The following is a 14,248-nucleotide window of genomic DNA, read 5'->3' as shown; positions in this document are numbered from 1 at the left end:
AAGGAAGCCGACGAGGAAATGCTTCGGCTCAGGACAACAGACTACTTTTCTTCCCGCCACACATTCAACATTTGCTCAACGGCAGCTTCCAGCTTGGCCTCTGTATCATAAGTGCCATTGGCAATCATTTCACGGATGGCGTTCAAACGCTGTTCGCGAATTTCTGGTGGTTGGTTCAGTTGGTCGAGCATTCGGCCTGCTGTCGAAATGTGCAGATCATCTCGCGGTGAGACGGGAACTGCGGGGGACCGGTTGTCCTTTGACGAAACAGCATGCGGCTGCGTCGTCAACACGCGGAAAGAGGGATTCACTCCGCTGACATCCATGCCGTCCACTCCAGACTGATCCGACCACAGTTCTGACCCATCCAACTGAATGACATCGAGCCACAATCGCTCGAAGCCAGTGCAGGAATGATACCGGAAAGTGCCTAAGCGGTTCAACCTGGTGTTGCGAGAGAGGGACATGAGGCGTTCTCCATCGGGAAAGAAGACACAAAAATAGGTCGTCATCCCGACGAACAAACAGGAAACCTCTTGGTTTCCTCACATTCAGGCCAACATCAGCCACCCTTGGCAGGTGAAACGTAACTTCCATCAAGGAAATAGGTTCCAGCTTCTGTGTGAGTGCTTGTCTTCCTGACAGACAAAGTTATCGGCAACCTTAAGCCAAGAGTTAACGAGCTTCGCTAAGACATTTTCACCTGGCTCGACTTTGGTACTGTCGGGCTTTGTATGACGAATTTGCAATTCACTCATCCAGAATGTTCAAAATTCGGTGTCATTGGGGCTTGCACATTCAAAAAAGCGCAGATCGCCTCGCTATCGGTTACAAGAAAGATCAGTCACAATGGGGCAACTTCCACAGAGCCTGTATCCTCTGCATGCTGAGATTCATCGCAAGCGAGGCTGGCTCTGTCAGCGACGTCGACTCAGCTTTTCGGGTTGACCATATTTTTTAGAAGGCCAGGGATCACCGAATGGGCGAGCAGTATATTTTCGCAATGGAAGACTTAAGGAAATTCCACGACAAGCGGGAAATCCTCAAAGGAATCTGGTTGTCATTTTATCCCGGTGCCAAAATTGGCGTTCTCGGTGGAAACGGCGCAGGCAAAAGCACGCTGCTCAAAATTATGGCCGGCGTCGACAAAGACTTCATGGGGACGGCTCGGATGGCAGCCGGCTATACCTGTGGCTTCGTGCCCCAGGAGCCTGTCCTTAATCCAGAACACACCGTGCTTGATGAACTCAACGAGGCAATCGCTGCCAAACGAGCATTGATGGCTCGGTATGACTGGATCAATCAGCGGTTTGGGGAAGGCCCTGACGCTGATGAAATGGACAAGCTCATTGAAGAGCAGGGGAAGATCCAGGAACAGATCGACGCCGAGAACCTGTGGGAATTGGATCGCGAACTGGCTATCGCCGCCGATGCCATGCGCTTGCCGCCCATGGATGCAAAAATTGGCCCGCTGTCGGGGGGCGAACGCCGACGTGTGGCACTTTGTAAAGTGCTACTCCAGCATCCCGACATGCTCCTGCTCGATGAACCCACAAACCACCTGGATGCAGAATCCGTCGCGTGGCTGGAGCGTTATCTCCATGACTATCGCGGCACTGTGGTCGCGGTCACTCACGACCGCTACTTCCTCGATAACTCCTGCGAGTGGATTCTGGAACTGGATCAAGGCCACGGTATCCCATTCAAAGGGAACTACAGCGGCTGGCTGGAGCAGAAGCAGGAACGTATGCGGAAAGAGGACCGACAGGCATCAGCTCGTCAGAAAACTCTCGAACGCGAACTGGAATGGGTGCGAATGTCCCCCAAGGCCCGGCAAGCCAAAAGCAAGGCTCGTCTGGCTGCCTATGAAAAGCTGGTAGCCGAAGAACAGGAACAGCGAGAAGAAACCATCGAACTCAAGATTCCACCTGGCCCGCGACTGGGCGAAATGGTCGTGAAGTTTGATGGTGTCACGAAGGCGTTTGGCGACAAGCTTCTTTTCGACAATCTGGAATTCCGACTGCCGCCCGCTGGAATTGTTGGAGTCATCGGCCCTAACGGTGCAGGGAAAACAACTCTCTTCCGACTGGTTATGGAACTCGATAAACCCGACAAGGGAACCGTGACCATTGGTAACACGGTCAAAATCGCCTACGTCGAGCAGAACCGTGAGACGCTCAATGGCGAGCAAACGGTTTACGAGAATATCTCCGGCGGCAATGACAACCTCAAGTACGGGGATGTCTCGATTAACTCCCGCGCCTATTGCGGCAAGTTCAACTTCAAGGGGCCTGATCAGCAGAAGCAGGTCAAGTTCCTGTCGGGTGGGGAACGTAACCGTTTGCTGCTCGCCAAGACATTAACGGTCGGTGGAAACGTCCTGTTACTCGACGAACCCACCAACGACCTGGACATCGATACGTTGCGTGCGCTCGAAGAAGGTTTATTGAACTTCTCGGGTTGTGCGGTTGTCATCAGCCACGATCGCTGGTTCCTGGATCGTGTCGCGACTCACATTCTGGCCTTTGAAGGGGATAGCCAGGTCTTCTGGCACGAAGGAAATTACGGCACTTACGAAACCATCAAGAAGCAGCGATTGGGTGAAGATGCCGACAAGCCGAAGCCCATGCGCTATAAGAAACTGACGGGAATTTAGCCCGGCCTATAAACCCCCTCTCCCGCTCGCGGGAGAGGGCCGGGGGTGAGGGCCTGATCAACCAGCCGTGTGACCAGCAACACGCCCCTCTTCAACCAACCTCTCTCAGAAAGAAAGATTCGAAGGCTTCCTGTCAGGCTCAGAGACCCCGTTCCAGGTCAATGTCGCCGAGTATGACTGTCATTTGTCCGGAAAAGCATGAATTCTTACGCCGACAGAAAGCCAGACCCTTTTGAAATGCACGACTCAAGAGGGTGTCAGGTTCGAGGCGACTTCCGTTCGGTAGGCCGACAACGCGGGGATCAATCCGACGATCACGGCCAGAACCACCATTGCCGGCAAGAGGATCCACTCGGCAGGCTGAAATGTCCATCCATTCAACAGGATGCCAGTTCGTGCAGTCACGATCGGAGCTGCCAAAACGGCCAGCAAGTGACCAAGAAGTAACCCTGCAATAGCACCGCCCAGGCAGAGCAGTAATGACTCGACAATAATGATGCCGAAGATTGTTTCGCGACGGGCACCTAAAGCCCGCATGATAGCAATTTCACGGCGGCGTTCCTGAAGCGACGAATAAATGCTGACAAAAATTCCAATGCCGGAAACGGCAATGATCAATCCCGTCATCACCATCAGCAGGATTTGAATATTCCCAAGGATGTCTGTGAGCAGCTGATTCATCGGGCGTATGGGATTGACCGCCTGAGCTTTGAAACCCTTCTTGTATTCCCCCTCCATCAGGCTGGCTGCGATTGCTGTTTTAGTTGTCACCAGAATCGCTGTCACATCTTTCTGCACCATCGGAATGTCATGGAAATGCTCCTCGCCAGGGGCATGATCGTGATTGTGGTGGCCGTAACGTTTTTCGAGCCGCTGAACTTCTGCTGCAAGAACTTCCGGTTCAAGGGGAGGCTGGCCATAGAATTCCCGCTCCCGTCTGATCGCTTGATCAAACGGATTGTCGTGTCCTTGAATTTGATAAAAACCATCGAGATTCACGAAGACCGACCGATCGTTGGGTGTCCCGGTCGGGGCGAGAACTCCCACAATGGTGAACTTCTCATCGTGGACATGCCCGGTATCGGCTCCGCCATGAACCATGCGGAATTGGGATCCCTCTTTCCAGCCATTGTTAGCAGCCACCCGTGAACCAATGACAGCGTCAAATGGCTTCCGGAAAAAAGTTCCACGAACAGCAAACTCACGGTGCTGCGCATAAGGGATTGAGAAGTATTCCGGAACGGTTCCTACAATCGGAAACGCGCCTTCTTCAGTCGCATCACCTAACGCAATGGGGATGGCCGCTTCAACACGAGGGTCTTTCTGAAGATCCTTATAGAATCGGTAAGGAAGATTCTCAATGGGCGGGCCAGCTCGATAGATGGAGCTGAGCACCAGTTGCAGCGGGCTTCCTTTTGCACCGACAACAAGGTCGTAACCCACCGAAGACTGTTGAAATGTGCTGGCGATAACACCGTAAAGAATCATCGCGGCGACCATCAGCATCACGCCCAGCGCGACGGACAGTCCGGTGAGAAGCGAGGCCACCGATCGCTGCTGAATACTTCTCCAGGCAATCTGAAAAATGTTCATCCAATGGCTCCCGTCAGGGGTGATGATGCAGCCCGCGGAGCAGCGGTATTAAAATCCGATAATTGCTCGACACGAGAAAACATTTGGGCAACCTCAGCCGTATGCGTCACAAGCAACAACGTGACATTGTGCTCTCGGCAGCTTTCCTGCATTAACTGAAGGATGGCCGACTGATTCGGGCCATCCACGTTCGCGGTCGGTTCGTCTGCCAACAAGAGGCGTGGAATCTTTGCGACAGCTCTCGCCACTGACACGCGCTGCTGCTGCCCCACGGAGAGTTGTCCCGGCCGGTAATGCAGGCGGTCTCCCAACCCGACCCGGTTCAGTAACTCAATGGCTCGCGATTTATTCACCGGCTGCGATGAAAAACTCATTCCCAGCAAAACATTTTCCAGCGCTGTAAACGCGGGCAATAAGTTAAAAGTCTGAAAGACATAACCAATGCGTTCGGATCGAAACCGGTCACGAACCGTTTCGATCATCGTGGTGATGTTGACCCCTCCCACGGACACGGATCCCGTGTCGGGAAGGGTGATACCAGCCGCGACGTTCAGCAGTGTGGTCTTGCCACTGCCGCTTGTTCCCAAAAGAGCCATTTGCTCGCCTTGTGCCAGCGAGAATTGGGGAACCTGAAGAATTGTCTGAAACCCACCCCCTGGGGCAGCGTAGGTTTTCGCAACGTCTTTCATTTCGAGCGACATAGGAATCCTTGGCGTAGCCGACTCGGCTTTTTCATCAAACTTTTTAAGGCGTCCCGCGAGAAGCCCCTGCTGATTTTTTAGCAAAAATCTCGTTGTCTATCAGAACATGGCCTGAACCATTGCAAACGGACACGGTGACTAGATCAAGTACGCTTGGATTGAAAGATAAGGAATGCCCCGAAGACTGTGACAGATCAAGCCCAATGACGCAACTCTGATGATAATGCAAGTGAATTGCTTTTAATTTCCTAAAGTGAAGCCATGTCTCCTTGTGGGCAATACAGACCGCTAACCATAACAGATCACAAAGTCGTGATCAGACCGGTGCAATGGGTTCCACCTCCAGCATTGTCACGGGGGGAGAATGGATGTTCATAGCGCTCCCGTTACCAACCAGATCTGGTTCGACAACAGACATGGATTTCCACTTTCCGCCCAGGAAACGGAGCATAAAGCCCACACCCATCACCACGATATACAGCGAGCAGTACGCCCAGCACATCAGAAGCGTGGGCTTAAACCAGGTGAAAAGAACGACCGTAGGGGCAATCAATAAGAGGAAAACACAAACCAAAGTGAAGATCATTGAAAACCGGGTATCGCCCGCTCCTCGAATGGATGATCCAAAAATAATGGCCAGCGTGTCAAAAAACGAATAAGCCGCAACAAACCAGAGCAACTGGATAACAACTTCTTTGACTTCGGCAAATTCGTTTCCATGAGCTTTCCACTCATAGGGAGCCAGAAGAATGTTGGGGAACATCAGATAGATTGTGCTGCAAAACGCGATGTAACCCACCGACAATCCCACGGCCATCCAGGTCGTGCGTGCTGCCAGATCCGGTCGGCCTTCGGTAATGCGCATGCCGACCAAGGTTGAGACGGCGATCCCCAAACCAATCACCGGAATAAACGCCAGCGTGTTCAGATTGAACGCCAGATTGGTGGCGACTTGCTCGGCTTTTCCCAGCCAGCCAATCGCATTCATAAAAATGGCCCAGCCCGAGACATCGATCAGCAACAGCAGACCGACGGGAAAGCCGAAGTAAAGCATCCGGATCGTCAGGGCGCGATCAATCCCCCGGTGTTTCCAGAATTGATAACGTTGAGAGATGGAAGGCCAGAATAGGAGGCCCCCCAAGACAACGCATGTTCCGACGTTGGCCATGACATCAGTCAATGCGCCGCCGCCAATCCCCATTTCCGGGATCGGCCCCCAGCCGAAGATGAAGACATAGTCCAAAACCGCATTCACAGCCACACTGACAACGTTCACAAACATGACCACAGTTGTCTGCCCACGCCCGGTAAAGAATGTTCCCAGAACAGTGGCCATCACAGTGGGAATCCCCCCCAGAAGCAGAATCGACAGATAGGTCGTCTCGTGCTTCTGGATCTCTTCAGAGTGACCAATCGCTGCAAACAGTGGGCCAGCCAAAGGAGCCAGCAACATAAGCAGTCCACCGCTGATCAGGGCAAAGTAAAACCCTTGCCACATCGTGGCAGCCACCCGATCCGGGCGAACGGCTCCCTCGTACTGAGCAACAAAAGTGTTGATATAAGAGGCCATCCCATGAAAGATGGAGAGCACCGCCCAGAAGAGTATTCCAGCCGGCAGCGCAGCAGCCACTTCATCAACATGGTGCCAGGTCAGATAGATCCGGTCGATAATGTGCATCAGCGACTGTGAACCAGCACTGATCACCATGGGAATGGCAATCAGCAGCAATTCACGCATCGAACCCGGCTTCGCTTTGCCGATCGTGACCGAGGAAGAGTTGCTGGCGACATCTGAGGCCTCAATGGTTGAGGTCATACAATCCGTTGACATAAAAAGAGGAATCCAAGAGTGCGTCTATAGAAGTACGTCGTAGGGCATTGACTGACAATGCTTCCCCAAAAAAGGTTCAGACTTTCCACAGAAACTTCACGATTTTTGAAGCTCACCAGTAACAGACAGTCTTCCCATATGACATTTTCCCAACGATAAGTTTCTTCTTCACACATGTCATCACAACATCCTGTCTTGCGACCAGATGACAATTACTTGAGAATGACCTGTACAGAATCAGGCGGCATCAACAGAGCGCAAGGGGCCAGTGATGGGAATGCTTTCCGAATCTTGGATCGTTGTGCTCTGCCTGGGAATTGCAGCATTGGTAGGGCTGGTTGTCTGGACGCGACATGGCCGGCCTCTCTGGCGAAATCTCGGGATCCTGTGCGGCGTGGCCGCCGCGATCATTGCGATCTGGGATGTCTCGCACGTTTCAGAACGTGAAGCGGTTGTGGCCCGCTTGATGCAATTGACGCAGTCATTTCAAGCCAAAGATCCCCAAACTCTGGCGATGGTCGCAGCCGAAAGTCAGGAACTGCGGAGCACCATTGAAACCGGCATGAAGATATTCACCGTACGTAACCTTCGTGTGTCCGATGTTGACGTCCGGTTTACTCAGGATAACTCCCGAGCCATTGTTAACTTCCGGGCCAGCGGTGAAATTGAAATGGCCGGATTTGGCCAGGTCGGGCGTCAACCCGGAAAATTTGATTCGGTCTGGATTCGCGAAGAGGGCGTCTGGAAGCTCCTGCGAGTCGTTCGCAAAAACCCGATCAATGACAGCACCATGGATCTCATGCGCCCGTCAGCTTCCTGATAATTCCATCGGATCACTATCCTCCAACTGGCTGGTTCTCGACAGACCACTGCGGTACCGAACCAATTGGTGTTGGTGGTTTGGGAAGGACGGGTTACATTTCCAGCCCAAATCTCTGGCGGCATTCTTCCTGCACCCTCTGTAGCGGTGATAGGTCTTGATCGTGAGTGTTTCGCCCGGATTCATGACGCACAGATTCATGTTCATGACGCACGGAGGCGACACATGCACCAGATTTTGATCGTTGGCGCGGAAACCATGGTGGGGGCCAACTGGATGACCACAGCCAGGCACGGCGCATCAGAAGATTCTCACGAGACGTTTATCGGTCTCCCCATCGACAGTTCTGCTGACAAACTGCGACAACTCATCGGTCGAGCAAGTGTTTCAGGGGCGAAAGATGCACCAGCGGTTCATCGGGTTGTCCATTGCGGAGCAGCGGGTGCCACAGGATGGGATCTTCAGAAATCCTCTCCCAAAGCGTCAGTCGCTCAAGTGACGGAGTGGGCACAAGTCTGCGCAGAACATCACATTCCGCTGACCCTGATTTCTTCAGATGCCACCTTCACCGGCCCGTGGATGTTCCATTCCGAAACCAGTGAGTCCTTCTGTTCATCCCGCGAGGCCCAGGCACTTCGCCAGATGGAAACAGCGGTCATGCTGGCATCTCCCAGTCATCTGGTGATCCGAACTCATACCTTCGGTTGGCATTCATCGTCGGGTTGGTTGGAAAAGTGCCTGGCAGACATTCGTAACGGAGATCGCCTCTCTGTCGACAGTGCTCGCCATGCCTCACCCATTCTGGTGTCGGACATGATTGACATTGTGCAACGGGCCTGGTCTTGCGGATTGAGTGGAATTTACCACGTCGCGGGAGCCGAACGAGTGAATTTGGCTCAGTTTACACAGCGGCTGGCCAACACATTTCAATTCGATGTGCAGCGAATGTCAGCCAAGACTCCGCTCGAAGCCAGAGCATCAGGTTTTGCTCAGGGGGAAACCTCGCTGCAAACCCGAAAAATCCGCCGAGCCACGGGGATTTCCATGCCCATGCTTTACGATGGCTTGATGCGATTGGCTGATCAGGACGCTGCTGCCAGTGATCGAAGCCGGGAGCTGGCAGCCGCTTGAAGCCAGATCTTCCAAAAACCTGTGCAGACAATCTTTGATTTCCAGAGATCAGGCTCTTTCTCCCAAGTGGTCGGCTGATTAAGCTCGACAGGGGAGGGGATGACCGTGTCAGTGCAATATTTCAAACGTTACCGGATGGAATTCGATCTGGCGCAACAGGCGGTTGAACGACCTGCTTTGCCCGAAGGCCACGTCTGGGTGTCCTGGAGACATGATCTTCTGGAACGCCATGCCAGCGTGAAGGCTCAGGCCTTTAAAAACGAGATTGATTCTCAGGTCTTTCCTTGTCTGGCCGACTATTATGGTTGTTTTCGGTTGATGCAGGAAATTGCCCTGCAAAGAAGTTTTTGTCCGCTGGCAACCTGGCTCGTTTGTGCGCCGGAAACGTCTCAGCAAATGGCCATCGACTGCGGGACAATTCAAGGAATCTGTCCCTCTGAGTATCTGGGATCTATTCAGAACGTGGGGGTCATTCCGGGGCATCGTGGGCTGGGATTAGGGCGAGCGTTAGTTCTCAAAAGCCTTGAGGGCTTTCGCCTGATGGGACGAAAACGGGCCGCGCTCGAAGTCACGGCGACCAATGCCATGGCCGTCGAACTCTACCGCTCCATTGGTTTCTGCATTACACGAACCATGTATCGTGAGGCTGTTGACGAAGCACTGGTCAATGCTTGAAACAGGCTTCAGGGTACACCGTTCAACTTATCCTTGTTCGCAACTTGCTGTTCACGCCATCAGATGCCCGCCCCAATATCTCGTGTTCATCAGGAGTATTGAATTCCGGCATTCTGCAAGTCGCGCAGCTGCTGGCAATAATAAGCCGCAGCATCTTCCGGGGGAATCGTATTGATAAACCCACCGGTTCCCCACTCAAAGCCAGCGATCCCTCCCATGCGGGGAAGCAACTCCAAACGCCAGTGAAATGAGCCATCATCCGGCGAGTGTATGGGTGCCGTTTTTAACACCAGATTGTAGTCTGGCTCACCGCCCAGAATCGCCAGAGCTTCCAGTAATTTTTTAAGCAGCACCGCCAGTTCTTCGCAGTCCTCATCCGTTAATGTGGTGAAGTGTGCCTGCGCCTGCCGGGGAAGAATTCTGAGTTCAAAGGGAAAGCGGCTAGCGTAAGGGGCGATCGCAACATATCGCGGCGTGGACGTGACAAACCTTCGTTGCAGCGATTCCTCCTGTTCAATTATCTGGCCCCAGAGGCATGCTCCCGTTGACTGAAAAGCATCCTGGCACCTTTTCAGTTCGCTGGAAAATGAAGGGGGAATAAATGGGAGAGCCATGATTTGAGAATGGCTGTGAGGAAGTGAGGCTCCCGCCAGTATTCCCTGATTTTTGAAAAGGAGGACGTACTTCAGCTCAGCTTGCTTTTGAAAGCTTCTCAGACGATCCCGCCAGACACGCACCACGCGTGAAATTTGTAAGACCGGTAAACGGTGAAGGCACGTTTCAAACTGCGGACACTCCACCACCACATCATGAACGCCAATTCCCGGCTGTGGTTGCCTGGTTGCTGAGTCCATCAGGTGGTCATCAAGAGTCTCTCCCTTGAGAGAACTGAGGCTGCCATTTTTTAGCCAGCCTTCAGGCGTATAGACAGCCGGATACCGATTGGAAATGCACCGCACGTGCCAACCTGGTTGATTTGGCAGGGTTCCAGGTTGGCGATCAGCGAGAGTTTCTGGTTCTGTGGAATCCTCGCGGCCCTCAAGAAACGGATCAGTGTCCATCGCGACGAGATCATCCGCATGGGTGACCTCTCTTGAAGCATGATTTCGCAGCACGAGCGGACGACGTGCCCGCACGGGCGAAATCAGTACGGTCTCACCTGTGACCGGATCAACGCGAAGTTCGCTGTTCATCGGTCGCTCACCATCGACTTTCAGCAGCCTGAATTTTTGAAAACGCCCCAACCGCGATCGACCTGAGAATCGCCCGATGGATCTCCTGCAGGGAACCAGTCACAGGATCAATTACTCGCCCGCAGTCCCATGAGCTTCAGTCGCCTGAGCCTTCTTAAGACTGACCAGATATGCCACCAGATCGCGGAGGTCACGACGGGAAATCTTACCGGCCAGATCTTCAGGCATCCCAGACTTACCCACAGAGCGTTCTTCGATTTCTGCGACGTTCACTGTCACTGGTTTTCCCTCAGCAGGCTGCAAGACCAGCTTGCCATCGGCTTCCGATTTAATAATTCCTACCAGCACGCGACCATCTTCCATCGCCAGAATCGCAGTTTCAAACCCTCTCGCAATCACTCGATTCGGGTCAACAATCGCTTCCAGCAGATATTCTCCAGTCTTTTCGGCTCCAATGGTGGTCAGAATCGGGCCGACTTCTCCTCCCTGATTGCCCACACGATGGCATCGCTGGCAACTCACTTCACTCCGGTTAAAGAAGATGTCCATACCGCGATCCACATTGCCGCCCGCAATCAACTCACGAACCTTGGCCAGAGGGTCGTTCGCATTGCGAGAAGCTTCAAACTTTGCGACGGCTTTCTTCGCCGCATCCGACGGTTTCTCATTCGCGATTTCAAGCAGTTCCAGCCAGATTTCTGGAGGAGCGGAACGATCTCCCAATCGATCCAGCCATGTCGCCATGACCTCTTTTGAGGCATCATTTTTGAGTGTGCCGAGCGTCTTCAGCCCCATCTGAATTTCCACAACAGGAGACTTGGGAGTCAACGTCTTGAGGTAATTGATTGCCAGGTCAGGGGCGATGCTCGCCAGTCCCGCACCGGCTCCTGCACGAACCAGAGCGTTCTGGTCTTGAATCAATTGCGCGGCAATGTCTTTCAACTCAGGATCTTTCAGTGCCTGCAACGCCTCCAATGCTGCCAGTCGCTCACTTCCCGGACGATCGACCGACTTGACCGTTTCTCGCAGGAATGGCTGAACTTCTTTCACACCATACTTTGCGGCCAGCTTGGTGGAAGCATCCCTCACTTTGGAAGGGCCGGCCAGCATGGAAGAGAGCAGGGGGCGAATCACGTCGTTCACCGAAACATCCCGCTTTTCCAGTGGACGCAAATCGCCCAGAACACGATCGAGCACCGCGGGATCATTCCAGATCAGCAGTTCGTCGATGGCTTCAATTCTGAGGGCTTCACTTAATGACGAGTTGGCCGCAACTTCTGCCACCCGTTGGGCATTTGCTGCAGTTCCCAGCCGATAATTGGCACTAAGAATCCGGCGGGCCAGGGCGTCATTTGTGACCTGTGAAATCGTCAGTGAGGCCAATGCGGCCAGATGATCGGATTTTGGAAGGTCATGAATCGCCCGGGCTGCCTCCAGAACAATCAGAGGGTCAGCGTCGTTGAGAGCCAGACCCAGTTCCTGCGATTCCAGCCGGCGTAACGCCACAACGGCCCCTAATCGGACAGCCGGTGACACATGCTTGAGTTGAGCGGCAATCCAGGCAGGATCACTGGAGCCGACCAACCCCACAACCAGTGCATGCCTGAGATAAGGATCGGTATTGTTGCTCGCAGCCAGTGCTTCCACTAAAGCAGGGCCTTGACTGTTCCCGGAAAGTTGCCCCAGTGCGATAGCAGCTTGTGCCTGAACGTGAGCGTCAGAGTCTTTCAAAAGGCCAGCCAGTGCAGGGGCAGCGGGGGCATAATGAATATCTCCCAAAACCACTGCGGCTGCTTCAAGAATCTCTGCTAAAGGATCAGAAAGAAGCGTGATCAATTCGGGGCCGACTTCAACCTCTTGTCGGGAAAGTTGTCCCAGGCCCCAGACCGCATGCAACCGGGGAGTAACGGTCGCTCCGCGTGCTGCCTGCGTCTTGAGTACAGAGATCGCCTTTTGTGAAACGAGGGCAAACTGGGCTTGTTGCCGCACACGGTAGTCAGCATGGGAAAGAAGCTTGACCAATTCATCAGCGGGCCGCTTGGAAAATCCTTCCCGGAAGAGTTGGGCAACATTCTGCCCCTCCTGATTTTCTCCATGAGTAAACCGATAGATGCGGCCTTTTCCTAATCCTTCCCAGCCATTGACCCAGTCGGAAACATAGATTGAGCTGTCGTAACCAAAGTCAACATCTGTCGCCAGAATACTCCAGATGAACTGTTCGGAATTGGCGATTTCAAAGCCAGCTCCCTTGGGTTTATTCGAGACGGCACGGATCCCGCTATTTGCAGCCGAACCGCGAAAATCAGCCATGAAGAACCAGTCGTCGTACTTCGCAGGAAGACCTGTGCCAGGGTTGTGGGTCAGGCCAGAGGGGCCATCTCCAAAATTCAAAATGGGCGGCACAATGTAGGCCGCCTGTCCTTCGTGAGCAGGGTGCCACAGCTTCTCGCGGTTCCACGGCCCACGGTCGTTGAGATACTGATAGTTCATTCGCCAGCCGGTTTCGCTTTGGCGCATGACATAGGTCCAGCGCGCTTTATCGCCTCCATCGGAGTTATTGTCGCCTGTGAACAGCCTGCCGCGATTGTCGAAGGCCAACTCCTGAGGATTACGAAGTCCGGTGGCGAACACTTCCAGTTGGCTGCCATCCGGTTCACAGCGGAAAACGGCTCCACGGTCAGGATGAATCAGCTTTCCTGCGGGAGTATCAATGTTGTAACCACGATCACCAATACTGAAGTAGAGCCGTCCATCAGGGCCGATGACCAAGCCGTGAGAATCATGTCCCCGGAAAGCAAATCGAACGCCGTAACCATCGCTCAGCACTTTGCGCTGGTCGGCCACACCGTCATTGTTGGTGTCTGTCAGCATCCAGAGCTTGGGAATGCAGGTGTAATAGACGTGCCCGTTCCATGCGAGCAAACCAGCCCCTGTTCCGTCTTCCATCGCATTAAATCCGTCCGCAAAGACTGTCGCAGTCTCATACACGCCGTCCTTATCAAGATCTTGCAGCTTGCGAATCCGGTCGTGTTCTTTGGTGTACCGCTCGTCGGCATCGGAAACATGCTTTCGCATGTACGTGACGCGGTCGGCCACGGTCTGTGCCGCCAGGTCGTCGAGCAGCCACTTCATATGACCACGGTTGTCTTCCACCCCTTTGCTCTGCCGAAAGGTTTCCGCCACATACAGGTTTCCCTGTTCGTCAAAACAAAAAGCAACCGGGTTAGCCAATTCTGGCTCAGAAGCGGCTAACTCGACCTTGATTCCTTCTGGAAATTTGAATTGAGATTTTGCCAGAACAGCCTCATCCGATTTCTCACTGATAGCTGGCTTATAGGTGTCGTCGGCTGCCGTAGCGAATGCTTCCGGGGAAAAGGCCCCAGAAAAAATCGCACAACAGACAACCAGCAAAGGAGATGCAGCAATCCTGGCAAGGGGCGAGAGCCACCGGCTATTCAATGCACTCAAAATCATGGAGCGAATTCCACCGTGAAGAAAGCGTTGAGGCTATATCGTCAAAATTTCATATGAATCAGTGTCAGCCCTGAGTCCGGGCATTTCAAGCGCACTCAAAGACAGGTGGTGCAATTCAATACAACCGAACGTGATGTGCTATTCTGCAACACTCGAATTTTCAGCCTGAATGAC

Annotated in this window: 10 protein-coding genes; 4 read left to right on the top strand and 6 right to left on the bottom strand. The window is 53.3% G+C overall.

Annotation, left to right across the window (positions count from 1 at the left end; translation table 11 throughout):
- Positions 1-41 precede the first annotated feature (41 nt).
- Positions 42-467, bottom strand: coding sequence for a flagellar biosynthesis anti-sigma factor FlgM (locus tag SH287x_RS05100; protein WP_479517378.1), 426 nt, complete (start codon positions 465-467; stop codon positions 42-44).
- Between the two features lie 512 nt (positions 468-979).
- Between SH287x_RS05100 and ettA the strand changes: the two genes are divergently transcribed.
- A complete protein-coding gene (gene ettA / locus SH287x_RS05095) occupies positions 980-2,656 on the top strand; it encodes an energy-dependent translational throttle protein EttA (RefSeq protein ID WP_479517377.1) in 1,677 nt (558 codons plus the stop codon).
- Between the two features lie 246 nt (positions 2,657-2,902).
- Here the strand turns inward: ettA and SH287x_RS05090 are convergent, their stop codons facing one another.
- The 3 genes from SH287x_RS05090 to SH287x_RS05080 all read right to left on the bottom strand — a co-directional run bounded on the left by SH287x_RS05090 (position 2,903) and on the right by SH287x_RS05080 (position 6,766).
- A complete protein-coding gene (locus tag SH287x_RS05090; protein WP_479517376.1) occupies positions 2,903-4,249 on the bottom strand; it encodes an ABC transporter permease in 1,347 nt (448 codons plus the stop codon).
- Complete coding sequence (locus SH287x_RS05085; RefSeq protein ID WP_479517375.1) at positions 4,246-4,950, bottom strand: ABC transporter ATP-binding protein; 705 nt, start codon at positions 4,948-4,950, stop codon at positions 4,246-4,248. The genes SH287x_RS05090 and SH287x_RS05085 overlap by 4 nt, the downstream gene beginning before the upstream one ends.
- A gap of 316 nt (positions 4,951-5,266) precedes the next feature.
- On the bottom strand, positions 5,267-6,766 hold the full coding sequence (locus SH287x_RS05080) for an MATE family efflux transporter (RefSeq protein ID WP_479517374.1): 1,500 nt from the start codon (positions 6,764-6,766) through the stop codon (positions 5,267-5,269).
- Between the two features lie 292 nt (positions 6,767-7,058).
- On the opposite strand from SH287x_RS05080, the gene SH287x_RS05075 reads away from it, so the two are divergent.
- From SH287x_RS05075 to SH287x_RS05065, 3 genes are all read left to right on the top strand, one after another.
- Positions 7,059-7,601: a nuclear transport factor 2 family protein gene (locus SH287x_RS05075; protein ID WP_479517373.1), complete on the top strand. Its 543-nt coding sequence runs from the start codon at positions 7,059-7,061 to the stop codon at positions 7,599-7,601.
- Between the two features lie 225 nt (positions 7,602-7,826).
- Positions 7,827-8,732: a sugar nucleotide-binding protein gene (locus tag SH287x_RS05070; RefSeq protein WP_479517372.1), complete on the top strand. Its 906-nt coding sequence runs from the start codon at positions 7,827-7,829 to the stop codon at positions 8,730-8,732.
- A 105-nt stretch (positions 8,733-8,837) separates the two neighbouring features.
- On the top strand, positions 8,838-9,407 hold the full coding sequence (locus SH287x_RS05065; protein ID WP_479517371.1) for a GNAT family N-acetyltransferase: 570 nt from the start codon (positions 8,838-8,840) through the stop codon (positions 9,405-9,407).
- 89 nt (positions 9,408-9,496) lie between these two features.
- Here SH287x_RS05065 and SH287x_RS05060 read toward each other — a convergent pair whose 3' ends face one another.
- Positions 9,497-10,600 (bottom strand): galactose-1-phosphate uridylyltransferase, encoded by a 1,104-nt coding sequence (locus tag SH287x_RS05060; RefSeq protein ID WP_479517369.1) that lies wholly within the window; start codon positions 10,598-10,600, stop codon positions 9,497-9,499.
- Positions 10,601-10,711: 111 nt separating this feature from the next.
- The gene (locus SH287x_RS05055) at positions 10,712-14,074 is read right to left on the bottom strand and encodes a PVC-type heme-binding CxxCH protein (protein ID WP_479517368.1); all 3,363 of its coding nucleotides are present in this window, start codon (positions 14,072-14,074) and stop codon (positions 10,712-10,714) included.
- Between the last annotated feature and the right edge of the window lie 174 nt (positions 14,075-14,248).

The organism is Planctopirus sp. SH287 (assembly GCF_056500625.1).
The sequence above is the reverse complement of the archived record's forward strand: the minus strand, read 5'-3'. Positions and strand labels throughout refer to the sequence as shown.

Bases quoted from the DNA above. Each gene is read 5' to 3' on its own strand.
- SH287x_RS05060 (WP_479517369.1), bottom strand. From the start codon at position 10,600: ATGAACAGCGAACTTCGCGTTGATCCGGTCACAGGTGAGACCGTACTG.
- SH287x_RS05070 (WP_479517372.1), top strand. From the start codon at position 7,827: ATGCACCAGATTTTGATCGTTGGCGCGGAAACCATGGTGGGGGCCAAC.
- SH287x_RS05100 (WP_479517378.1), bottom strand. From the start codon at position 467: ATGTCCCTCTCTCGCAACACCAGGTTGAACCGCTTAGGCACTTTCCGG.
- SH287x_RS05075 (WP_479517373.1), top strand. From the start codon at position 7,059: ATGCTTTCCGAATCTTGGATCGTTGTGCTCTGCCTGGGAATTGCAGCA.
- SH287x_RS05090 (WP_479517376.1), bottom strand. From the start codon at position 4,249: ATGAACATTTTTCAGATTGCCTGGAGAAGTATTCAGCAGCGATCGGTG.
- SH287x_RS05080 (WP_479517374.1), bottom strand. From the start codon at position 6,766: ATGACCTCAACCATTGAGGCCTCAGATGTCGCCAGCAACTCTTCCTCG.
- ettA (WP_479517377.1), top strand. From the start codon at position 980: ATGGGCGAGCAGTATATTTTCGCAATGGAAGACTTAAGGAAATTCCAC.
- SH287x_RS05055 (WP_479517368.1), bottom strand. From the start codon at position 14,074: ATGATTTTGAGTGCATTGAATAGCCGGTGGCTCTCGCCCCTTGCCAGG.
- SH287x_RS05085 (WP_479517375.1), bottom strand. From the start codon at position 4,950: ATGTCGCTCGAAATGAAAGACGTTGCGAAAACCTACGCTGCCCCAGGG.